General features: G+C 60.1%; 24 protein-coding genes and 1 tRNA gene. 13 read left to right on the top strand and 12 right to left on the bottom strand.

Annotated elements, in window-relative coordinates; genetic code table 11:
• The first annotated feature begins 25 nt into the window (after positions 1–25).
• Positions 26–763 carry a cytochrome c biogenesis protein CcdA gene (locus ASE94_RS10625; protein WP_062630372.1) on the top strand — a complete coding sequence of 246 codons (738 nt, stop codon included), beginning with the start codon at positions 26–28 and terminating at the stop codon, positions 761–763.
• A 117-nt stretch (positions 764–880) separates the two neighbouring features.
• Positions 881–2,140, top strand: coding sequence for a GNAT family N-acetyltransferase (locus ASE94_RS10620; protein WP_062630371.1), 1,260 nt, complete (start codon positions 881–883; stop codon positions 2,138–2,140).
• Here ASE94_RS10620 and radC read toward each other — a convergent pair.
• Together radC and map are read right to left on the bottom strand one after the other, a co-directional pair.
• Positions 2,132–2,809 (bottom strand): DNA repair protein RadC, encoded by a 678-nt coding sequence (radC, locus tag ASE94_RS10615; protein WP_082461168.1) that lies wholly within the window; start codon positions 2,807–2,809, stop codon positions 2,132–2,134. The genes ASE94_RS10620 and radC overlap by 9 nt on opposite strands.
• Before the next feature lie 50 nt (positions 2,810–2,859).
• Positions 2,860–3,690 carry a type I methionyl aminopeptidase gene (map, locus tag ASE94_RS10610; protein WP_062630369.1) on the bottom strand — a complete coding sequence of 277 codons (831 nt, stop codon included), beginning with the start codon at positions 3,688–3,690 and terminating at the stop codon, positions 2,860–2,862.
• Positions 3,691–3,811: 121 nt separating this feature from the next.
• Between map and ASE94_RS10605 the strand changes: the two genes are divergently transcribed.
• Complete coding sequence (locus ASE94_RS10605; protein WP_062630368.1) at positions 3,812–4,582, top strand: competence/damage-inducible protein A; 771 nt, start codon at positions 3,812–3,814, stop codon at positions 4,580–4,582.
• A 79-nt stretch (positions 4,583–4,661) separates the two neighbouring features.
• The gene (gene gpt, locus ASE94_RS10600) at positions 4,662–5,159 is read left to right on the top strand and encodes a xanthine phosphoribosyltransferase (protein ID WP_061911336.1); all 498 of its coding nucleotides are present in this window, start codon (positions 4,662–4,664) and stop codon (positions 5,157–5,159) included.
• Here gpt and ASE94_RS10595 read toward each other — a convergent pair whose 3' ends face one another.
• Both ASE94_RS10595 and ASE94_RS10590 read right to left on the bottom strand, forming a co-directional pair.
• Positions 5,160–5,837: a hypothetical protein gene (locus tag ASE94_RS10595; RefSeq protein ID WP_062630367.1), complete on the bottom strand. Its 678-nt coding sequence runs from the start codon at positions 5,835–5,837 to the stop codon at positions 5,160–5,162.
• Positions 5,838–5,857: 20 nt separating this feature from the next.
• Positions 5,858–5,942, bottom strand: a tRNA-Leu gene (locus ASE94_RS10590).
• 79 nt (positions 5,943–6,021) lie between these two features.
• On the opposite strand from ASE94_RS10590, the gene ASE94_RS10585 reads away from it, so the two are divergent.
• Positions 6,022–6,402: a RidA family protein gene (locus ASE94_RS10585; RefSeq protein ID WP_062630366.1), complete on the top strand. Its 381-nt coding sequence runs from the start codon at positions 6,022–6,024 to the stop codon at positions 6,400–6,402.
• Complete coding sequence (locus ASE94_RS10580) at positions 6,402–6,680, top strand: hypothetical protein (protein ID WP_062630365.1); 279 nt, start codon at positions 6,402–6,404, stop codon at positions 6,678–6,680. The genes ASE94_RS10585 and ASE94_RS10580 overlap by 1 nt, the downstream gene beginning before the upstream one ends.
• Positions 6,681–6,693: 13 nt before the next feature.
• Here the strand turns inward: ASE94_RS10580 and ASE94_RS10575 are convergent, their stop codons facing one another.
• On the bottom strand, positions 6,694–7,353 hold the full coding sequence (locus tag ASE94_RS10575) for an RluA family pseudouridine synthase (protein ID WP_244484019.1): 660 nt from the start codon (positions 7,351–7,353) through the stop codon (positions 6,694–6,696).
• Positions 7,354–7,419: 66 nt separating this feature from the next.
• On the opposite strand from ASE94_RS10575, the gene ASE94_RS10570 reads away from it, so the two are divergent.
• The 5 genes from ASE94_RS10570 (at position 7,420) to ASE94_RS10550 (ending at position 11,149) form a co-directional block, all read left to right on the top strand.
• Positions 7,420–7,956, top strand: coding sequence for a methylated-DNA--[protein]-cysteine S-methyltransferase (locus ASE94_RS10570; protein ID WP_062630363.1), 537 nt, complete (start codon positions 7,420–7,422; stop codon positions 7,954–7,956).
• Between the two features lie 7 nt (positions 7,957–7,963).
• Positions 7,964–8,848: a CHAD domain-containing protein gene (locus ASE94_RS10565; protein WP_062630362.1), complete on the top strand. Its 885-nt coding sequence runs from the start codon at positions 7,964–7,966 to the stop codon at positions 8,846–8,848.
• Position 8,849: 1 nt separating this feature from the next.
• Entirely contained in the window at positions 8,850–9,317 is a 468-nt protein-coding gene (locus ASE94_RS10560; protein ID WP_062630361.1) for a CYTH domain-containing protein, read from the top strand.
• A 102-nt stretch (positions 9,318–9,419) separates the two neighbouring features.
• Entirely contained in the window at positions 9,420–10,175 is a 756-nt protein-coding gene (locus ASE94_RS10555) for a glucose 1-dehydrogenase (RefSeq protein WP_062630360.1), read from the top strand.
• Between the two features lie 68 nt (positions 10,176–10,243).
• A complete protein-coding gene (locus ASE94_RS10550; RefSeq protein WP_062630359.1) occupies positions 10,244–11,149 on the top strand; it encodes a DMT family transporter in 906 nt (301 codons plus the stop codon).
• On the opposite strand, the gene ASE94_RS10545 is transcribed toward ASE94_RS10550, so the two are convergent.
• Entirely contained in the window at positions 11,133–11,681 is a 549-nt protein-coding gene (locus ASE94_RS10545; RefSeq protein WP_348270970.1) for a gluconokinase, read from the bottom strand. The two genes, ASE94_RS10550 and ASE94_RS10545, sit on opposite strands and share 17 nt — an antisense overlap.
• Entirely contained in the window at positions 11,668–12,438 is a 771-nt protein-coding gene (locus ASE94_RS10540; RefSeq protein ID WP_062630357.1) for a glucose 1-dehydrogenase, read from the bottom strand. Before ASE94_RS10540 ends, ASE94_RS10545 begins: the two co-directional genes overlap by 14 nt.
• 220 nt (positions 12,439–12,658) lie before the next feature.
• On the opposite strand from ASE94_RS10540, the gene gndA reads away from it, so the two are divergent.
• Positions 12,659–14,077 (top strand): NADP-dependent phosphogluconate dehydrogenase, encoded by a 1,419-nt coding sequence (gene gndA, locus ASE94_RS10535; protein ID WP_062630356.1) that lies wholly within the window; start codon positions 12,659–12,661, stop codon positions 14,075–14,077.
• A 66-nt stretch (positions 14,078–14,143) separates the two neighbouring features.
• Positions 14,144–15,445 (top strand): chloride channel protein, encoded by a 1,302-nt coding sequence (locus ASE94_RS10530; RefSeq protein WP_062630355.1) that lies wholly within the window; start codon positions 14,144–14,146, stop codon positions 15,443–15,445.
• A gap of 32 nt (positions 15,446–15,477) precedes the next feature.
• Here ASE94_RS10530 and ASE94_RS10525 read toward each other — a convergent pair whose 3' ends face one another.
• From ASE94_RS10525 to ASE94_RS10505, 5 genes are all read right to left on the bottom strand, one after another.
• Positions 15,478–17,046 carry a cryptochrome/photolyase family protein gene (locus ASE94_RS10525; protein ID WP_062630354.1) on the bottom strand — a complete coding sequence of 523 codons (1,569 nt, stop codon included), beginning with the start codon at positions 17,044–17,046 and terminating at the stop codon, positions 15,478–15,480.
• 31 nt (positions 17,047–17,077) lie between these two features.
• Positions 17,078–17,566 carry a GNAT family N-acetyltransferase gene (locus tag ASE94_RS10520; protein ID WP_062630463.1) on the bottom strand — a complete coding sequence of 163 codons (489 nt, stop codon included), beginning with the start codon at positions 17,564–17,566 and terminating at the stop codon, positions 17,078–17,080.
• Entirely contained in the window at positions 17,538–18,872 is a 1,335-nt protein-coding gene (locus ASE94_RS10515) for a TCR/Tet family MFS transporter (RefSeq protein WP_062630353.1), read from the bottom strand. The genes ASE94_RS10520 and ASE94_RS10515 overlap by 29 nt, the downstream gene beginning before the upstream one ends.
• 76 nt (positions 18,873–18,948) lie before the next feature.
• Positions 18,949–20,133 carry an FAD-dependent monooxygenase gene (locus ASE94_RS10510; RefSeq protein WP_062630352.1) on the bottom strand — a complete coding sequence of 395 codons (1,185 nt, stop codon included), beginning with the start codon at positions 20,131–20,133 and terminating at the stop codon, positions 18,949–18,951.
• An 8-nt stretch (positions 20,134–20,141) separates the two neighbouring features.
• Positions 20,142–20,387, bottom strand: coding sequence for a zinc-finger domain-containing protein (locus tag ASE94_RS10505; protein ID WP_062630351.1), 246 nt, complete (start codon positions 20,385–20,387; stop codon positions 20,142–20,144).
• Positions 20,388–20,448 lie beyond the last annotated feature (61 nt).

Here is a 20,448-nt window from a genome sequence, read left to right as displayed (position 1 = left end):
GAAGGCGTGAACGAGGAGCGTCACCTTGGAATTTTCCCTGCCTCTGGTCATCGGCGCAGGCGTCTTGAGCTTTCTTAGCCCCTGCGTCCTGCCGCTGGTTCCGCCCTATCTGACCTATATGAGCGGCGCGAGTTTCGACCAGCTTCGCGACGACGTTGATACGGGTGCGGGCAAGCTGACCCTCAAGGTCGCGATCACCTCGCTCTTTTTCATCCTCGGCTTTTCGGTTGTTTTCATCACCCTTGGTGCAACCGCAACAGCGTTCGGCCAGGTTTTCCGGCAGCTCCTGCCCATCCTGACCCCCGTTGCCGGCATCGTCATCATCGCCATGGGACTCCATTTCCTCGGCGTTTATCGCCTGGCCTTTCTCGACCGCCAGTTGCGGCACAATGGTCCCGGCGTAGCGTCAGGTCCGGGTGGTGGCTTCCTGCTCGGCCTCGCCTTTGCTATCGGCTGGACCCCGTGCATCGGACCCGTGCTCGCTGCCATCCTCTCAGTTGCCGCCAGCCGCGATACAGCCTGGGAAGGCGCTTCGTTGCTCGGGCTTTATTCGCTTGGCCTCGGCATCCCATTCTTCCTCGCGGGCATTGCCATCGGCCCGTTCCTGACGTTCTTCCATTCCTTCAAGCGGCATCTTCACACCGTCGAGAAAGTGATGGGCGGCCTGCTGGTGGTCACCGGCGTGTTGTTTCTTACGGGCAATTTTACCCGCATATCGTTCTGGTTCCTCGAGACTTTTCCAGTGCTGTCGACCTTCGGCTGAGCAGGACTTTCTTAACCCTCTCAAATTTTCTGAAAGTCCCAGAACAATTTCTGAGCGATCTTCAGCCTCGGTTTACTCGCGTGCCGCAATGCTTGCGGCGCTATTGGGGCGGGGAATATGGGTACGGCACACATCAACAGCCAACCATTACTTCGGGCACTCGCTATTGAAAGCGATGCGCTCGAGCAAAGAGCCGAAGCAGCGCCGCGTCTCGGCGTGCGCGTCAGCGCGCGGTTCACCCGCAATATTGATGATGTCGAGGCTGTTTGGCGGTCTCTGACCGAGAGTAGCGTCGAGTCGCCCGGGCAGAGCTTTGATTTTATCAAACTCTGGATCGCTGATCGCGGCATTGCCCAAAAGGACCAAGCCTTCATCGTTGGCGAAATCGAGGGCGAGCCAGTCGCGCTGATGCCGCTCCATCGCCGCCGGCAGCTCGGCGTTACGGTCTACACGTGGTTCCCGCGCTCCCAGGTCGGTTGCTACGCGCCTATTTCAAATTACGAAAAGCTCACGCTGCTTGGCTCCGCCGGACGACTGCAACTTTGGCAATCGATGATCGCCGAACTGCCTGATGCCGACGCGGTCTATCTTCGCGCCATTCCCGCCGAAATCACGGGCTTTGGCGAGTTGTTTGACGAACTCGGTAGCGCCCTCGCGGTCGAAACGCTTTACCGCTCCGAATTCTCGTCCTGGGAACAGTGCGATCAGATCCAGCGCAGCCGTAGCCGCCGGAAGCATGACCGTCAGCAAGGCGATCGTCTCGCAGCGCTCGGCGAAGTTGGGTTCGAACTCGTTACCAATCCGGTAACGGGTAAGGCCGCCATAGAGGTGATGTTCCGCCAGCGCTCCGCCCGCTTCAAGGCGCAGGGCATTCGCGACACCTTCGTTTGCGACAACCTCGTCGATTTCTACCAGAAGGCGATGCAGCCCGGCTCAGGGCTCGATGTCCGCCTCCACGTTCTTCGCCTCAACGGCCATATCGTCGCGGTGCGCTACAATATCGTTCATGGCAGTCGCATGTTCTGCTTGATCTCGTCGATGAGCGATGATCCGGCGATCCAGAACGGTTCGCCGGGCAAGCAGTGTCTGTTGCGCGTCATGCAGTCGGTGTTCGATGGCGGCTTCACCATGTTCGACATGGGCTCCGGCTTCACTGACGAGAAGCGCCATTGGTGCAACGTGCAGATCCCGATCCGCCAGCACTATGTCGGTCGCACTTGGAAAGGCCGGCTGTCTGTTGGGCTGCACCAACAGTTCCAGAAGGCGCGTGCTCAGGCCAAGGCCAATCCACGCATCAAGAGCGCAATCCGGACCGCGCATCAGACCCGCGATCGCCTTTTCGGCAAGAAGCCGCAGGCGTCCCAGACCTCAGAGTAGTTTCAGCCCGCGCAGTGAGGCATGACCCGATCGACCGATGATGATGTGGTCGTGGAGCGTAATGCCCATCTGCCGGGCGATGTCTCCGATCTCGCGCGTCATCTTCACATCCGCAGGCGAAGGCGATGGATCGCCGGACGGATGATTGTGGACGAGGATCAATGCGGACGCGGATAATTCAAGCGTTCGCTTGATGACCTCGCGCGGGTAGACCGGCGTGTGGTCGACCGTCCCTACCTGCTGGACTTCGTCCGCGATTAGCCTGTTTTTCTTATCGAGGAAGAGAACTCGGAACTGTTCGATGTTTTCGAAAGCCATGGCGCTGCGGCAGTAGTCGATCAACTGCGTCCACGATGAGAGGATTGGCTTTTCGACATTGATCTGATCGCGCCCATAGCGCTGCGCCACGGCCTGCATGACCTTGAGGTGGGTGATCGAGGTTTCCCCAAGCCCCTTGATCTCCGCCAGGCGGGCAGGGGCCGCACCGAGGACTTCCGACATCGAACCAAAGCGCGCCAGAAGTTCCTTTGCCAACGCCTTGGTATCGCGCTGGGGCAAAATGATATGGAGGAGCAGCTCAAGCAGTTCGTAGTCCGCAAGGCCATCCCCGCCCACGGCATTGAACCGTTCGCGTGCTCGCTCGCGATGCCCAAGATAATGCGGTTTCATCGGCGCTTCCGCCAGTCCACCGGATTTGGTCTCGGGTTTGTCGCTCAACGTTACTTCCGTGCTGCGAGAGGATTGAAGAGGCCGCCGGGCGAAAGCGTAAACACCTCGTTGCCGGTTTCGGTGATACCGATCGAATGCTCGCACTGCGCCGACAGCGTCCGGTCACGTGTCACTGCGGTCCAGCCATCAGAGAGAATTTTCACGTGCGGCTTGCCGAGATTGATCATCGGCTCGATGGTGAAGATCATGCCCGGCTTGATCGGCACGCCGGTGCCCGGCGTTCCGAAATGGAGAATGTTCGGCTCATCGTGGAATAGCCGGCCCACACCATGGCCGACAAAATCACGCACCACGCTCATGCGCTCGCCCTCGGCGACAGCCTGGATCGCCGCACCGATATCGCCCGTCGTATTGCCGGGTTTGGCCGCAGCGAGGCCTGCTTCGAGGCTCGCATAGGTCACTTCGATCAGCCGCTCGGCCTTTCGAGATATTTCCCCGACGGGATACATGCGGCTCGAATCGCCATACCAGCCATCGACGATAAAGGTCAGGTCGATATTGACGATGTCGCCCTCGCGCATGCCGCGCTCGTCGGGGATGCCGTGGCACACAACGTGGTTGATCGATGTGCAGATCGAATGCCGATAGCCCTTGTAAAACAGCGTTGCAGGCACCGCGCCATGATCGCGGCCAAATTCGTAGGCGATCTGGTCAAGCTTTGCGGTGTCGACGCCTGGCTCGACATATTCTGCCAGGATGTCCAGCGCCTGTGCCGTCAGCGCGCCAGCCTTGCGCATGCCCTCAAAGCCTTCCGTCCCGTGGATCGGAATGATGCCGGCGGTGCGACGCGGTTTGGCGGATGCTTCGACGTAGGTAACCATGCAGGACTCCGGAAGATGCTCCAAACCTAGTCAGTTGCTGTCGCAATGGAAAGGGCTTCTAACCTTGACGGCGCGTTAGGGCAGGGGCATTCCTTTTTGCTCAAACACACCGGGTCCAATCATGTCCAGTCAAGCGCGCGTCACTGCCGGTCTCCTCGTCATCGGCGACGAAATCCTCTCCGGCCGCACCAAGGACGTGAACATCGGCGCCGTCGCCGATTTCTGCACCGATCTCGGCATCGACCTCACCGAAGTCCGGGTCGTCAGCGACGTCGAAGAGTCGATCGTCGAAGCCGTCAACGCGCTGCGCCAGCGCTATACCTACGTCTTCACGACGGGCGGCATAGGCCCAACCCACGACGACATCACCGCCGACGCCATCGCCAAGGCGTTCGGCGTGGCGCTGCCAATCAATCCGCAGGCCCGCGCTATGCTCGAAGCCCGCTGGGCCCAGACTGGCACCGAGGTCAATGAAGCGCGCCTGCGCATGGCGCGTATCCCGGAAGGCGCCGATCTCATCGTCAATTCCGTCAGCGCCGCTCCTGGCTTCCGCATCGGCAATGTCCATGTCATGGCAGGCGTCCCCGTCATCATGCGCGCCATGCTCGAGGCATTGGCGCCAAAGCTGGAAGGCGGAAAGAAGGTTCTTTCTAAAACCGTCAAAGCGGCAGTCGGGGAAGGAACTCTCGGCGGCCCGCTTGGCGCACTGCAGGCAGAATACCCCGACGTGAAGATGGGCTCTTATCCACAGATGGGCAAAGACCGCGTTATGACCGAGCTCGTCTTGCGCTCGTCCGACGAGGCGCGGTTGAACGAGGCCACCGAGAAGGTGCGTGCGATGGTAATGGATGCTCACGAAAAAGCGGGTATTGCGCCACCCGATGCGGAATGATTGGCGGATTGGCCGCGCTTTGATATGGACGGTCCCCACGAAGGATCAATCGGCCCGCACGCCCCCGGAGTTTTGAGCGTTGAGCAATCCCAACCAGAAGTCGTTTCCCGTCACCTGGGACCAGTTTCACCGCGATAGCCGCGCCTTGGCGTGGCGCCTCGCCAGCCTCGGCCCATTCGATGCCGTCGTCGCCATTGCTCGTGGGGGGCTCGTGCCGGCCGCTATCGTGGCGCGCGAATTGAACATTCGCACCGTCGAGACTGTGGCGGCAAAGAGCTATGACCACCAGAACCAGACCGGCATCAAGATCCTCAAGGAAATCAGCCAACCCGTCATCGAGCTTTGCAAGGGTGGCGGCAAGATCCTGATCGTCGACGATCTCGTCGATACCGGCAACACCGCCCGCGTTGTCCGCGAAATGCTCCCCGGCGCTCATTTTGCCACTGTCTATGCCAAGCCCAAGGGCCGCGAAATGGTGGATACGTTCATCACCGAAGTCAGTCAGGACACCTGGATCTTCTTCCCGTGGGATCTTGATGTCGCTTACGTCGCTCCGATCTCGGGCGGCACAGACTGATCAGCCAGGCTTTTTGCCCAACCAGATAACGTGCCGCGCGCCGCGACCACCGCTGCGCGCGCGCACTTTTATTTCTTCGACCGCAAAGCCTGCTGTCGCCAAACGCTTTGTGAATGGCTCACTCGGATGCGCCGACCAAACAGCGAGCACGCCGCCCGGGCGCAAAGCATCCAGCGACGTTCTGAGCGACTTGAGCCCATAGAGTTTGTCATTTTGCTCCCGGCTCACGCCATCCGGCCCATTGTCGACATCGAGCAGGATCGCATCAAAGGCAGCTTTCCGCGCCGCGATGACCTTACCCACGTCGTCATTGACCACTCTAACCCGCGGGTCATCGAGGCAAGTGCCGAAAACTGGCGTCAGCGGACCGCGCGCCCAGGCGATGATCTCAGGGACCAGTTCCGCCACAACCAATTCGCTGTCTGGCCCAAAGCACGCCTGTGCCGCGCGCAGCGTAAAACCCATGCCAAGACCGCCGATCAACACGCGCGGCTGGGGACGGTTGCCAACGCGCTCGGCGCTCAGTGTCGCCAGCGCTTCCTCCGAGCCACTGAGGCGGCTGTTCATCAGCTCATTTGTGCCGAGCATGATGGAGAATTCATCGCCCCGCTGCATCAGTTTGAGCTGGGTCTTGTCGCCCGGGACATTTGCCGTTTCGAGATGAATCCAGGGTTTCATGAGCGCTCGGGTTAATGAGATGGTGCGGGCGACGGGAATCGAACCCGTACAGCGTTAGCCGAGGGATTTTAAGTCCCTTGTGTCTACCAGTTTCACCACGCCCGCTTGGCTCGGTGGCCCGTGTTTGTCACAAGGCGATGCGCAAGACAATTGTGCTCTGACGATTCTCAACCCCGGAGAGAAGATGATCGAACGCATCGAAACCGGCATTGCGCCATCCTCGGCGCCTATCAATGACGCTGTGCGCGCCGGCAAGCATCTCTGGCTCGTGGCTATCGCCGAAGATCCGGTCAGCGGCGAGATCGTCGAGGGCGGTATCGAAGCACAGGCTCGCCGCTGTATCGAGAACCTGCAGATCGCACTCAATGCCGCTGGCGGCAGGCTTGCCAACCTCGTCATGGTGCAGATTTTTCTTGTCGACAGCGCCGATGCCCCTGGCATGAACGCGGTCTACCGCGAGTTTTTTACTCAGCAGCCATTCCCGGTCCGCGCCACGGTGGTCGTCAAGGAATTGCTCGCCAAGGGTCTCAAAATCGAAATCACTGCCACGGCGGTCCTCGACTGATGCTGCTCAAACTCGCACTTCTCGAAGACATCAAAGCCGGCAAGGTCGATGTGATCTTCCGCCGCTGGAACCGTCCGACCGTCAAAACCGGCGGCACGCTCAAGACCAAGCTTGGACAACTTTCGATCCTTTCCGTCACCGACATGAGTGCGGACGACGTAACGGATGCCGACGCAAGGCGCGCCGGTTTCACTGATGTCGCCGATTTCCGCAAATGGCTCGACACCATGAAGGAAGGCAGCATTTTCCAGCGGATCGAAGTGAAGTTCGAAGACTGATCTGAAAGACCGGTCAGAACGGCGTTGGCGCCACGAAGGTCATGAACTCTTCGCGCGTTGGATGCGTAAAACCCAGCTCCGCCGCATGCAGTTGGAGCCGATCGGCGGCCTTGAAGTCTTCCTCCTCGGCATAGAATGCGTCGCCGAGGATGACATGACCAATGGCGAGCATATGCACGCGCAACTGGTGCGTCCGGCCGGTCAGTGGCACCAGTTTTACCCGTGTTGCATTGGGTTCACGCTCTAAAACCTGCCACTCGGTTTTGGCGTGGCGTCCATTCTCGAAATCGACGCGCTGTCTTGGTTTGTTTTCCCAATCGGTCGCGAGAGGCAGGTCGATGACGCCACTGTCTTCGGCAATTACGCCTGCAACGCGGGCCACATAGCTCTTGGTCGTCTGCCGATGTTCGAACTGGCTGCCGATGCGTCCATGCGCGCGCTTGTTGAGCGCCAGCACCAAGACCCCTGACGTGTCCTTGTCGAGCCGATGACACATGCCGGCGGTTGGCCATGTCTGTCGCGCGCGATGTTCGACGCAATCCCAGAGGCTCGGATCCTTGCCGGGAACGCTCAACAAGCCGCTCTGCTTGTCGACCACCAGAATATCGTCATCGACATGCAGGACGTTGAGATAGGGGTCGGTGGGCGGAAAATAGTCTAGGAGGGTGGGCATGGGACCGGGCATGCCGGGGCTTTAGCAGAGCTTGGCCCTTTTCACCAAGCCTACTATGCTTGCCCCATGTACAGCACCACCTTTCCAACCGCCCTCGGCGACTTTGCTCTTGTCTGGACCGATCGCGGGGTGCGGCGGGTGCTGCTGCCGGGCAATGAGGCCATTGCTGTCGAAAAACGCCTCGCCGAAATCGGGGCCCAGCCGGCCGATCCGCCGCGCACCATCAGCGCCGTACTCGACAGGATCGAAGACTATGCCGAAGGCGAAGCGGTGGATTTTTCGGAAACCGCGCTCGATCTCGACGGCATTCCCGCCTTCCACCGTCGCTGCTACGACATCCTGCTCACCGTTGCCCGCGGCTCCACCACCACCTATGGCGACATGGCCCGCCAATTGGGCGATGTCGGCCTTTCGCGCGCCGTTGGCCAGGCGATGGGCGCAAATCCTATTCCGCTGATCATTCCTTGCCACCGCGTTCTTGCGGCGCGCGGTGGGGCGGGAGGCTTTTCTGCGCCGGGCGGCACGGCAACCAAGCGCGTCATGCTGGCATTGGAAGGTGTGAGCCTCGGCACGCCGCCGGGGCAGATGCAGTTCGCGTTCTAGGAGTGGCATGAGCTTTTCATTCAGGCAACGCAGGGACACCCCGGCACAGGTAAGGCAGATCGCGTCGGATCAGATCACGTCGGCGCTTGAATTGGCCGAAGCCTACAAGGACTTCGACAAGACCGTTCATGGCCTCCGTCGTCGCTGCAAGAAGATCCGCGGTCTGATACGCCTCGTCCGACCTAATTTCAAAGAATTCGAGGCCGAAAACGCGGCATTCCGCGATGCCGCAAGCGCGCTTTCAGTTTCCCGCGATGCTGCCGTCATTGTCGAAACATTCGATGCCGCCATGCAAGACCCATGGGCGGCTGGTTTCCCTGAAGAGCGGAAGCGAGATCTTCGGGCGCTGCTGACGTCCCATCTGGACGAGGTGAAAGCCGAACAAAACCAGTCGCAGCTTCTCGCAGACTTTGCGCTCGCCATGCAGAACGCGGTTGGCCGCGTGCCCGATTGGTCACTCAGCGGTGACGGTTTTCAACTGTTCCGATCGGGCCTGGGCGATACCTACAGCGACATGCAGAAGCGGATGAAAAAGGCCGCGAAGTCCCATGATCCAGTCGATTTTCACGAATGGCGCAAGCAGTCGAAAGGTCACTGGTTTCACATTGGCCTCTTGAGCAAATCCGCACCGCATATCCTTGCTGCACGCAAGGCGCATCTCGACACGCTTGGCGATCTGCTCGGTGACCATCACAACATCGCGGTTCTCGCCGATTTTCTCTCGCAAAGAGCCGGCCCACTTGATGCCATGCTGCGCGAGGGCCTTGCGGGCCAACAACAAGCATTGGCCGAAAAAGCGATCCCGCTTGGGCGAGAACTCTGCGTTGAAAACTGTGCTGCGCTAACCGCCCGGCTCGGCAAATTCTGGAAATTATTACCCAAGGACATCTGAATTGGCCGAGGAAATCGAACGTAAATTCCTGCTCAAGAGCGATGCGTGGAAGAGCGCAGTGACGAGTTCCGCACGCCTGCAGCAGGGCTATCTTTCGACCAGCGCCAAGGCCACGGTTCGCATACGTATCTTCGATGATACTCGCGCCGTACTGACCCTTAAGGGTAAAGCAATCGGCCTTACCCGCCCAGAATTCGAATATGAGGTGCCGCTCGCTGACGCGCGGGAAATGATGGCTCTTTCTTCTCCCAATATCGTCGAGAAGCGCCGCCACAAAGCACCGTTCGGCAATCATGTCTGGGAGATCGACGTCTTCGAAGGGCTGCATGAGGGGCTGGTTCTTGCTGAGGTTGAAATGTCATCCGAACGTGATGAGGTCGCCATACCCGATTGGATAGGGCGGGAGGTCACCGACGACGATCGATACGCCAATGCGAGCCTTTCGCGCACGCCCGGTGTGCCGCAATAAGTTCGTGTCGCGATTGAACAATCCGTTCACCGGACTTCGTCGCACACGCTGTTGCACCAGCGGCCAAAGCGCATATCTCCAAGGGATATAAAGGAGATTGTTATGGCACAGGATTTTTCAGGCAAGGTCGCGTTCGTCACAGGTGGCGCTTCCGGCATCGGTGAAGCGGTCGTCAAGCAGTTGGCGGCGCGCGGTGCCAAGGTAGTTGTTGCCGATCTCAAGCTCGATGCCGCCCAGGCTGCCGTGGACGCCGTCAAGGCTGCCGGTGGCGAAGCCGCAGCCGTCGCGGTTGACGTCAGCAAGATCGACCAGGTCGAGAAGGCCGTACAGTTCGCCGTCGACACCTATGGCAGGCTCGACGTTGCCGTGAACAATGCCGGCATTGGTGGCAAGGCAGCCAAGGCCGGCGACTACACCTTTGACGATTGGCACAAGGTCATCGACGTCAACCTCAACTCCGTCTTTTATTCGATGAAGTACGAGATCGCTGCCATGCTCAAGAACGGCGGTGGCGCGATCGTCAACATGGCATCGATCCTCGGCACGAATGGTTTTGCCAGCGCTCCGGCCTATGTCTCGGCCAAGCACGGTGTGGTAGGGCTGACCAAGGCGGCCGCCATCGACTATGCCAAGGAGGGTATCCGCGTGACTGCCGTCGGTCCGGGCTTTATCGAAACCCCGCTCCTCGGCTCCGCCACGCCGTCCGATACCCTGAACGGCCTCCGTGCGCTGCATCCGGTCGGGCGTCTCGGTCAGTCCGGTGAGGTCGCGGCGCTGACGCTGTTCCTCCTGTCCGATGAGGCATCCTTTATCACCGGTTCCTATCATCTGGTCGATGGCGGTTACGCCGCGCAGTAATCCGTGCTTGCAGGGCAGGGTGGGGAACACTACCAAGGGCGAAACTTTCCCTCCTGTGACCCCCACCCATGCCCAAGCAGAATATCGCGGCCGCCCTTTGGCTTTCGACGGGCGGCCTTGCCGTCATGTCGGGCATGTCGACCGCTGTGCACGCCGTTGCCGCGGATGGCGTATCGACAGGCCAGATTATCTTCTGGCGTAGCTTCGTCGCCCTCTTGCCGACGCTGATCTATCTCACCGTCCGGCGTGAACTCGGCCAATCCATCCGCACCCGGTATCCGCACAAGCATCTGGTCCGCGGCCTCCTTGGCTGCGCGGTCATGTTCTTTTCCTTCGTTTCGCTGCGCTACCTTTCGGTGGGCCTTGCCACGGCGCTGACCTATCTCGCGCCGATCCTCTCGATCGCTGCCGCCATGATCTTTCTGCGCGAACGGCCTGGCGCCACGATCTTCTTTGGCGTCGTGCTCGGCTTCGCCGGCATCGTGCTTATGCTGTACCCGTCTCTCGTCGGTAGCGAACTGCGCGAAGGAACCTTGATCGGCGTGGGTGCAGGCGTTGCCATGGCCGCTACCAACGCGCTGTCACGTGTCCAGGTCAAGGACCTGACGCGCACCGAGCCGCCTGCCAGCATCGCACTCTCGTTTGCGCTGATCTGCTCGGCTGCCGGACTTTCTTCTGCTGTGATGGGGTGGGCGGACCTGACCCAAGTCCAATTCTGGCTACTCGTCAGCGCTGGTCTTCTTGGCGGCCTCGGCCACGTACTACTGATGGAATCAGTTGCCCGCGCTCCGGTTTCCGTCCTCGCGCCCTATGAATATACCGGCATCATCTGGGCCTTCGGCTTCGACCTGATACTACTCGGAATCGTTCCCGTACCAATCGCGCTTCTCGGCGCGCTTCTGGTCGTCGGTGCTGCGGCGCTGGTTGCGTATGGGCAGGGCCGTTTCACCCGAAAAGCTACTGCCAGCGCTTGAAGCTCTTGAGGTGATCGAGTTGGCCGGTCACCGTCGTCACGATCCGGTTTACCGGATCCGTCACCGGCACCACGATGACGTTTTCCGTCTCCGGATTCGGCACTTCCAATGTCGCGAACTGGCTGTCGAGAAGACTTGTCGGCATATAATCGTGATTGCGCTTGGCCATGCGCTCGCCAATCACCTCGCGGCTGCCGTCTAGATAAACGAAGCACACGGGCTCGCCGGCTTTCTCGGTGATGAAATCGCGATAGGCCCTCCGGAGGGCCGAGCACGCCCCGACAGCAATGCCCTTTTTTTGGTCCGCGGCATCTTTCAATGCTGCCGCCAAGGCTTCGAGCCAAGGCCAGCGGTCCTCATCGGTAAGCGGAATGCCGGCGCGCATTTTTTCGACATTGGCTTCGGGATGATATTTGTCGCCATCGAGAAACGGCGCATGCAGGGCACGCCCTAGCGCAGCGCCAACGGTAGACTTGCCCGAGGAACTGACGCCCATGACGATAATGATGCGGGCGGGTTCAGACTGCTGCACTGTGGCCTCCATCGACGTAAAGTATGTGCCCATTGACGAAACTGGATGCCGCCGAGGCAAGAAAGACAACGGCGCCGCCGAGTTCATCCGGCTCGCCCCAGCGCCCCATTGGTGAAACGCGCGACATGAATGATTGAAATTCCGGATCAGCCATGCGCGCAGCGTTCATTTCGGTCGCAAAGAATCCTGGCGCTATACCGTTGACATGCAGACCGCGCGGCGCCCATTCCAGCGCCATGGCGCGGGTCAGGTTCACTAGCGCGGCCTTGGTCGCCGCATAAGGCCCGTTGCCAGGCAGGGGGCGATCGGCCCGCGTTGAGCAGATATTGATGATCTTGCCCCGACCCCGCGCCAGCATGCTCTTGCCAACGACCTGCGCTACGCACAGGGCAGAGACAAGATTGGCCGACAGCAAGGCTTCAAAACGATCAAGCGGGTAGTCTTCGAGCGCGCCGCCAACCATTGTGCCGGCGTTGTTGACGAGGATGTCGATCGGTCCGATCTCGCGGTCGCAGTAATCCATTGCTTCCGCAACGCTATCCTCGCTCGCCACGTCAAAAGCCAGCGCTTTGACCTCGACGCCACTTTCGGAGAGATCGGCGGCAGCAGCCCCAAGTGCCACAGTATCGCGTCCATTCAGGACGATATCCGCACCGGACGCAGCGAGCGCCTTGGCCATAGCAAAGCCGAGGCCGCGGCTGGAGCCAGTCACGAGGGCGCGCTGGCCGGAGAGATCGAATGGCGAGCGCTGACCCATCTTGAAATCCTTCTGTCTCGACGCTTCTACCCATCCAAAGCGCTATGAGGCAAGACGCGCATAGGGGCTTCCATACAAGCATGGCGAATTGGTCGAATATTGCCGCCATCGCCCTTTCCAGCGAACCCACTTTGTGGTCATTGTCGCCCCCGCATGCTATGCACCACGCGCATGGCGCACGACATTTTGACGGCGACGAAGACTTCGGAAGGACAGCTTCATGGCGAATGCAGATATCGGCCTGATCGGCTTGGCGGTGATGGGTTCCAACCTCGCGCTCAACATCGCGGAAAAAGGCTATTCCATCGCCGTCCATAATCGGTCTCCCGGCCGCATCGACGAGTTCGTCGAAGAAGCGAAGAAGGAAGGTCTCGATGGCAAGGTCACGGCCAAGTATGACCTCGCCGAGTTCGTTCAGGCCGTAAAGGCCCCGCGTTCCATCATCATCATGGTCAAGGCCGGCAAGCCGGTCGATGAAATGATCGAACAGCTCTTGCCGCACCTTGAAAAGGGCGACGCCATCATCGAATGCGGCAATTCGCTTTTCACCGACACCCAGCGCCGCTTCGACTACCTCGGTCCCAAGGGCATCGGTTATCTCGGCGTCGGCGTTTCCGGCGGTGAAGAAGGCGCCCGCCATGGCCCCTCGATCATGGTCGGCGGCTCCAAGGAACAGTGGCACAATGCCGAGCCTGTGCTCACCGCGATTGCTGCCAAGTTTGATGGCGAAAGCTGCTGCGCCTATCTCGGTGAAGGTGGTGCCGGCCATTTCGTCAAGACCATCCACAACGGCATCGAATATGGCGACATGCAGATGATCGCCGAAGTCTATGGCGTCATGCGCGATGGTTTGGGCATGGATGCAAAGGCTTGCGCCGATGTCTTCAAGGAATGGAACAAGGGTCCGCTCAATTCCTACCTGATCGAAATCACCGGTCACGTGCTCGACGCTGTCGACCCCGACACAAACAAGCCGCTGGTCGATCTGATCCTCGACAAGGCTGGCCAGAAGGGCACTGGCGTTTGGTCTGCCATCGCCGCGCAGCAGATGGGCGTTCCCGCTACCGCCATCGAAGGCGCTGTCGCTGCCCGCTCGATCTCGTCGCGCAAGGCTGAACGCGTCGCCGCCGAAGGCATCTATGGCAAGCCTAACCGTGCCAAGACCGACGTCACCCTCGCCGATCTCGAAAAGGCGCTCCTCGCCGGCAAGATCGTGTCTTATGCCCAGGGCTTTGCCGTGATTGCCAAGGCTTCGGAAGAAAATGGCTGGGCCCTGCCGCTCGCCACGATCGCCAAGATCTGGCGCGCCGGCTGCATCATCCGCTCGCGCTTCCTCGATCAGATGTCCTCGGCCTATGCCAAGGGTGAAGCAACCAATCTGCTCGTCGTGCCCGACTTCGTCGAGATCATGAAGGACGCCCACCCGAGCCTGCGCAAGGTCGTTGCCGCTGCCGCCATCGGCGAATTCCCGATGATCTGTCTCTCGGCTGCGCTCAGCTACTTTGACAGCTATCGTCAGGCCAAGGGCACCGCCAACCTGATCCAGGGCCAGCGGGACTTCTTCGGCGCCCACGGCTTCGAAATCGAAGGCCGCGGCTCCGATCTTCACGGCACCTGGCCTTCGACGCTCGGCAAGTAAGCGCCGCATTTTCTCGACGTCATGAGCCGGGGCTAGTCTCCGGCTCAATCATTTCAGAAGCTAGTCATGACCCAGCGCTCTTTCCGCCGAGCACTGAATCTCCGTGTGAACCGCATTTGGTTGCCGCGTTTGCGGCGCCGAGCACTGTTTGTGGTCGGCGGAATTGTCGTCGGCGTTGCCGCCCTCGCGCTCGCTTATGGCGCCGATTTCGCCATGGCGCTTTTTATGTCCGCGCAGAGGCAATGGCCCTATATGCCCTTGCTGGTGACGCCATTGGGGTTCGGTTTTCTCGCTTGGGTCACGGGTCGCTATTTTGATGGCGCGCAGGGTAGCGGCATTCCGCAGGTCATTGCGGCGCGGCAGCTGAAGGATCAGCAGAGCAAAACAAAATTGGTGTCACCGAAGCTGGCGGCCGCCAAGATGTTGCTTCTCTCCGGTGGGCTGCTCGTCGGTGCATCCGCGGGGCGCGAGGGACCGACGGTGCAGGTCGGCGCCTCCATAATGTTCTGGCTCGGCCGTTTTGCGCCGCATCGCCAGCCGGGTCTTTTGCTTGCCGGCGCCGCTGCGGGCGTTGCTGCTGCCTTCAACGCACCACTTGCTGGAATTGTGTTCGGCATAGAGGAGATGGGCCGTTCGTTCGAGTTGCGCACAAGCGGCCTCGTGCTTGGCACAGTCATCGTTGCAGGCTTGGTCCCGCTCGCGATTGTGGGCGACTATACGTATTTTGGTCGATCGCTCATGACGCTCGGCCATATCCAGCAGTGGATCTGGGTGCTCCCAGTTGCTGCGATCTGTGGTTTTGCCGGCGGACTATTCAGTCGCGGCCTGATCGCCTTCTCATACGGACTGCCGGGTAGGATTGGGACGCTGATCAAATCTCATCCGGTGCTGTTCGCTGTCCTGTGCGGCCTCGGCGTCGCCATCTGCGGCCTCCTGACAGATGGCTCGATCTTCGGCACCAGCTCCGAGCAGGCGAAGGCCATTATGGCAGGCGAGGGCGCGCCCACAGGCTTTGCGCCGCTTAAATTGCTCGCAACGCTCCTGTCGTCGATCAGCGGCATTCCGGGCGGCATCTTCTCGCCGTCACTTGCCGTGGGCGCAGGTATTGCGGAGATGGTCACACCAATAATCCCGCTGCCGATTGCGGCGCTGACGATCGTGTGCATGGCGGCTTACCTGGCAGCTGTTCTGCAGGCACCCATCACGGCCTTTGTCATTGTCACCGAAATGACGGGCAATCATGCTCTGATTTTCCCTGTCATGTTGGGTGCTCTCGTCGCCACGTTCTGTTCCAAATTGGTTTGCCGTGAAGGCGTCTATCACGCACTGGCCCGTCGTATTCTCAAACAGGCTGCGCGAAACGCCTAGGCTGGGTGGCTAGATTTTCAGGGCTATAGGCCCTACAAATCCAACAGTAACTGCGGCTGTTCTGGCTCGTCTTCAGTCGCAGACAATCCATCTAAAAACGCAGTCGCTCGTGCCTGAATGCTCTTCCGCTGTGCAGCATCCATACGATCCAAGTTTCGGTAGGGCATCAGCATCCGTCGATTTCCCTGCAGCTTTTGACGGTTCTCCATCAGAAAATTCCAGTAGAGCAGGGTGATCGGACAGGCCTTTTCGCCGTCCTTCGTCGCAGGGCTGTAGACGCAACCGCTGCAGTAGTCCGACATCCGGTTGATATAGGCGCCTGAGGCCGCATAGGGCTTTGAGGCCAGGAGCCCGCCATCGGCAAACATCACCATGCCATGCGTGTTCGGCAGCTCTACCCAATCGAAGGCGTCTATATAGACGGCCAGATACCAGGCTTCGATCTGCCGCGGCTCGATCCCTGACAATAGCGCAAAATTGCCAGTCACCATCAGGCGCTGGATATGATGGGCATAGGCATGCCGTTGCGTGTCGCCGATCGCGTTGGCAAGGCAGTTCATCTGCGTCTTGCCCGACCAGTAGAACCAGGGTAGGTCGCGTTTGGCCTCAAGATGGTTCGTCCCTGCATAGTCCGGCATTTTCAGCCAATAGATTCCGCGCACATATTCGCGCCAGCCAATGATTTGCCTTATGAACCCCTCCGCTGCGTTGAGCGGGACGTCGCCCTCGAGGTAAGCCCGTTCCGCCGCTCGGCATACCTCCAGCGGGTCGAGCAGACCGACATTGAGATAGGGCGAAATCAGGCCGTGGTTGAGAAACGGTTCGCCTGATTTCATGGCATCTTGATAGGTGCCGAAGTCGGGCAGGCAATGCTCGATGAAATGATCCAGCGCCTCCAGAGCGCCATCGCGCGTCACTGCCCATGCAAAGGGCTCGAGATCGCCGAAGTTCTTGTCGTATCTCGTAGCCACCAGATCGAGCACAGCGCGCGTGGTTTCATCAGGTTTGAACCGCAATCGCTCCGGTGGCTGGTAGTCATCCGGCAATGCCTGTCGGTTCTCTGCATCAAAATTCCATTGTCCACCGATCGGCCCTCCGCTCTCCATGAGAAGGCCGGTTTCGCGTCGCATCTCGCGATAGAAATATTCCATGCGAAAGCTCTTCCGCCCCTCCGCCCAGGCTGCAAACCGCGCATGACTGCAGATGAAGCGGTCGTCTTCCCGGACGTCGACGGCTACGCCGAGCCGCTCTTCCCAGCCCGACATCATATCCTTGACGCGCCATGCGCCAGGCTCAGTGACGACCACGCCGTCGACGGCGTGCCGCTGCAACGCCCGCCTTAACTCGCCTTCGAGGTTCTGCGTATTATCCGGATCGGTCAGCGACACGTAGTCAACGCGAATGCCTTCACTCCGAAGCTCATCTGCGAAGTGCCGCATGGCCGAATAGATGAAGGCGAGCTTTTGCTTGTGGAAACCGACGACAGTCGATTCGCTGCCGACCTCCGCCATTAGCACCACGTCGTGCTCGCGATCGATATCGCGAAGCGTCGCAAGATTGCGCGAGAGTTGGTCGCCGAGGATGAAACGGAGAATGGCCATGGAGGATCTACGCTTTAGGCAGCTCTGCGGTTCAGAAGGTCTTGAACATCACGTAGCTATCCACCAGCCCATGCACCGGGTGACGAAATGCCTTGGGCAACGTGCCGACGATGTCGAAACCCAGCCGCTGCCATAGAGCCACGGCGCGCGTGTTGGTCGATACGACATGGTTGAATTGCATCGCCAAAAAGCGCCGCGCTTTCGCGATCTCCTGGGAATGCTCACACATGGCCTGCGCCAGGCCTCGTCCTTGTGCTTTTGGCGAAACCATGTAGCCGCAATTGGCCACGTGCTGCCCGCCGCCGCGCTGATTGGCCATCAAGTAGTAGGTCCCGACAATCTCACCATCATCCACTGCCACGAAAACCTCGTGCGCCGGCAGGAACCAATAGTCGAGCATGGCAACTTCGCTCAGGTCGCTGTCGATGGCATAGGTTTCGCCAGCGCGCAAAACCGGCGCGATGATCTTCAAAATCGCTTCGCGGTCAGTCTCAGCGGCGGCGCGGATTGATGTCATCATCGTCATCGATTGGCGCAACACGCAGCTGACCCGGTGGCGGCAAGTCGGGCACGTGTGGATTGTTGGCGATGCTCGGTCGATGCGAAAGTTCGAAGCGCCAGGCTGCGACTGCGAAAATCAAGAGCGCGATAACGACGGCGATGCCGCAGGCGATGAATGGCGCGCCAGGGAAGTAATGCCCCGTGCCCGAAGAGTCCGAGTAGTAGGAAAAGATCTGCGTCGCCGCCAAGGGGCCAATGATCGTCGCCAGCGAGCTTGCAGCATTCACAGCGCCCTGCAACTCGCCCTGGCTGTTGTCCGGCACCTGTCGCGACAGGAGGCCATTGATCGCAGGCGGCGCAAGGCCGCTGACCGTGCCAACGGCGATGAACAGATAGAGGTGGTACACATCGGTCGAAAAGGCGATGCCCGCAAAGGCGGCTGCCGCCGCCATGAGCCCGACAATGGCCACGGCGGGCTCGCCGATGCCCTTCGATAAGGGGCCCGTCAAAACCGCCTGGCTGAACGCAAAGCCGATGCCGAAAGCCCCCAGCGTTCGGCCGATCGTTGAGGAGGTGAAATTGAATACCTCGACCGTGAAATAGCTGAAGATCGTCGGCAGTGCCTGCGTCGCAAGCTGTAGGAAAAACAGCACGCCAAGGAGCCACAGCACCGAGGGATAGCGCCGCAGCGCAACCACGGCACCCAGCGGATTGGCCCGCTTGATATTGAACTTGCGGCGATTGGCCTTTGGCAGGCTTTCGGGCAGAACCAGAAGCCCGAAAAGGAAATTGGCGAAAGCCAAACCTGCGGCCGCGTAGAACGGTACGCGCGGCCCGAGTTCGCCCAATTCGCCGCCAATCACCGGCCCGATGATAAAGCCCAACCCGAAGGCTGCGCCGATAAGCCCAAAACGGTGCGTGCGTTTATGGGGAGGCGTAATGTCGGCCATATAGGCCGTCGCCGTCGCCAGAGCCGCGCCCGCGATGCCGGCGATGATGCGTCCGATGAAAAGGTACCAAACGAAGGGTGCGATCGACATCATGAGATAGTCGAAGGTGAGCCCAAGAAGCGACGCGAGGAGAATCGGTCGCCGCCCGAACCGATCTGAGAGATTTCCCAAGACCGGCGAAAACACGAACTGCATCAAGGCATAGGCGAAAACCAGATAGCCGCCGATGACAGCCGCATTGGCAACGCTGCCGCCCGTCAGTTCTTCCAACAGTTCGGGCAGTACCGGTACGATAATACCCACGCCGATCATGTCGATCAGCACTGTGGTCAGTATGCAGGCAAGGGCCAGTCGGGAGCGTGTCGCAGCTTGCATGCGGAGTTCCGTTCCCTTTCAACCAGCCCAAAGTCTCTTAGGGCATTGCCACAGCGGCGCCGTGCAAGGCAAGGCATTACCGCTCTGGCATGCCTGCCGGTGGCGCCACATCGTGGCTATAAATCCATCCCAAGCGGTTGAGATGCCCCCGCGGCCCCTGTGCCCGCATAACCGCGTCGCGCGCTGCGGACATCGGCCATTTCATATGAAATATACGGCCATTGCTGGCCGAAAGTTTTGCCACACGCTCAACGCGAGCCTGCCGCGCTGTCGCGTAACGCGCGAATGCGGTTTCCGGTTCTGCGCAATCCACGAGCAACGGCCCAAGCGTTGCCGCATCCTCGATACCCATGGCTGCGCCTTGCGCCTGAAACGGCACCATGGCGTGTGCTGCATCCCCAAGGATCCCGACGTTGTCGCGGTACCATGTCGACGTCTTGACGGTAAAAAGCGGCCATGGTGTCCAGGTTTCTCCCGCAGCAGCCACCAGCGCTCCAAACGTCGCCTTGCCCTTGAGCATTGGCACCTTTGGGTTATCCTTGGCTTGGCCCGGCAGAAAAAGCGCGAGATTGATCTGACCGCGATGCGGCAGCGGATAGCAAACGAGATGATGTCCGCCGCCAAAGAATACCGAGACCCGATCCATCGCGATCAGCCCCTGCGCGGCCTCGGCAGGAACCAGCGTACGCCACGCAACTCTCCCGCCGAACTGGGCCTCGGGTCCGCCGAGAAACTGCCGCCGAGTTGCAGAGTGCACCCCATCGGCTCCGATAAAGGCACTGGCTCGCGTCGTTCGCGACTGTCCGCTGTCGTCATCGATCGCGACAGTCACTCCGCGGGCGTGGGAGGCAATATCCCAGCTGCGAACGCCGAACATGATGTCGATATTGGCGAACCGCCGTGTCGCCTTATAGAGCGCCTCGGCGAGGTCGGCTCGATGCATCACTGAATATGGCGCGCCGAAGCGCTCTTCCATGAGCGCGCCAAGTTCCATGGAAAAAAACGGCTTGGTCTCGCCAGGCCTATAGGTGTCGAGCGCTTGGGGGACGAGGCCAATCGTCGAGAGCGTCTCGGAAAGTCCCAGCCGGTCAAGGATGCGCCGCGCATTGGGACTGATCTGTAGGCCAGCACCGGCCTCTTGAATGCCGCTATTGCGCTCCAGCACGACGACTGTCGCGCCGAATTTGGCAAGCGTCAGCGCCAGTGTGAGGCCGGAAATTCCGGCCCCGGCTATGATGTAACTACGGCCCGTGCCGGGCATGGTCTAACTCAGGCGGCCTTGGCCTTGAAGATCGCGGAAGCAGGGTTCGACTGACCCTCGCCCAGCTCGGATTTGTAGATATAGAGCGTCGAGCAATAGGGGCAGACGATTTCGGTGTCCTTGCCCATGTCGAGAAAGACATGCGGATGATCAAACGGGGGCAGGGCGCCGATGCACTGGAATTCCTTGGACCCAACCTCGATGCTGCGCAGGCCATCGGTGTTGTGAAAGTGCGGGGTGGTGCCGTGAGCCATGGTCTAACCTATAGGGCCGATTTGTTATGGCGGACCATAGCCAAGCCGCGACCCGAAGAAA

The sequence above is a fragment of the Devosia sp. Leaf64 genome, from assembly GCF_001421945.1.
Classification (GTDB): Bacteria; Pseudomonadota; Alphaproteobacteria; order Rhizobiales; family Devosiaceae; genus Devosia.
The sequence above is the reverse complement of the archived record's forward strand: the minus strand, read 5'-3'. Positions and strand labels throughout refer to the sequence as shown.

Excerpts from the sequence above, each read along its gene's own strand:
- ASE94_RS10620 (WP_062630371.1), top strand. The coding sequence starts at position 881 with ATGGGTACGGCACACATCAACAGCCAACCATTACTTCGGGCACTCGCT.
- radC (WP_082461168.1), bottom strand. The coding sequence starts at position 2,809 with ATGAAACCGCATTATCTTGGGCATCGCGAGCGAGCACGCGAACGGTTC.
- map (WP_062630369.1), bottom strand. The coding sequence starts at position 3,690 with ATGGTTACCTACGTCGAAGCATCCGCCAAACCGCGTCGCACCGCCGGC.
- ASE94_RS10605 (WP_062630368.1), top strand. The coding sequence starts at position 3,812 with ATGTCCAGTCAAGCGCGCGTCACTGCCGGTCTCCTCGTCATCGGCGAC.
- ASE94_RS10595 (WP_062630367.1), bottom strand. The coding sequence starts at position 5,837 with ATGAAACCCTGGATTCATCTCGAAACGGCAAATGTCCCGGGCGACAAG.
- ASE94_RS10585 (WP_062630366.1), top strand. The coding sequence starts at position 6,022 with ATGATCGAACGCATCGAAACCGGCATTGCGCCATCCTCGGCGCCTATC.
- ASE94_RS10580 (WP_062630365.1), top strand. The coding sequence starts at position 6,402 with ATGCTGCTCAAACTCGCACTTCTCGAAGACATCAAAGCCGGCAAGGTC.
- ASE94_RS10575 (WP_244484019.1), bottom strand. The coding sequence starts at position 7,353 with ATGCCCACCCTCCTAGACTATTTTCCGCCCACCGACCCCTATCTCAAC.
- ASE94_RS10570 (WP_062630363.1), top strand. The coding sequence starts at position 7,420 with ATGTACAGCACCACCTTTCCAACCGCCCTCGGCGACTTTGCTCTTGTC.
- ASE94_RS10565 (WP_062630362.1), top strand. The coding sequence starts at position 7,964 with ATGAGCTTTTCATTCAGGCAACGCAGGGACACCCCGGCACAGGTAAGG.
- ASE94_RS10555 (WP_062630360.1), top strand. The coding sequence starts at position 9,420 with ATGGCACAGGATTTTTCAGGCAAGGTCGCGTTCGTCACAGGTGGCGCT.
- ASE94_RS10550 (WP_062630359.1), top strand. The coding sequence starts at position 10,244 with ATGCCCAAGCAGAATATCGCGGCCGCCCTTTGGCTTTCGACGGGCGGC.
- ASE94_RS10540 (WP_062630357.1), bottom strand. The coding sequence starts at position 12,438 with ATGGGTCAGCGCTCGCCATTCGATCTCTCCGGCCAGCGCGCCCTCGTG.
- gndA (WP_062630356.1), top strand. The coding sequence starts at position 12,659 with ATGGCGAATGCAGATATCGGCCTGATCGGCTTGGCGGTGATGGGTTCC.
- ASE94_RS10530 (WP_062630355.1), top strand. The coding sequence starts at position 14,144 with ATGACCCAGCGCTCTTTCCGCCGAGCACTGAATCTCCGTGTGAACCGC.
- ASE94_RS10525 (WP_062630354.1), bottom strand. The coding sequence starts at position 17,046 with ATGGCCATTCTCCGTTTCATCCTCGGCGACCAACTCTCGCGCAATCTT.
- ASE94_RS10520 (WP_062630463.1), bottom strand. The coding sequence starts at position 17,566 with ATGATGACATCAATCCGCGCCGCCGCTGAGACTGACCGCGAAGCGATT.
- ASE94_RS10515 (WP_062630353.1), bottom strand. The coding sequence starts at position 18,872 with ATGCAAGCTGCGACACGCTCCCGACTGGCCCTTGCCTGCATACTGACC.
- ASE94_RS10510 (WP_062630352.1), bottom strand. The coding sequence starts at position 20,133 with ATGCCCGGCACGGGCCGTAGTTACATCATAGCCGGGGCCGGAATTTCC.
- ASE94_RS10505 (WP_062630351.1), bottom strand. The coding sequence starts at position 20,387 with ATGGCTCACGGCACCACCCCGCACTTTCACAACACCGATGGCCTGCGC.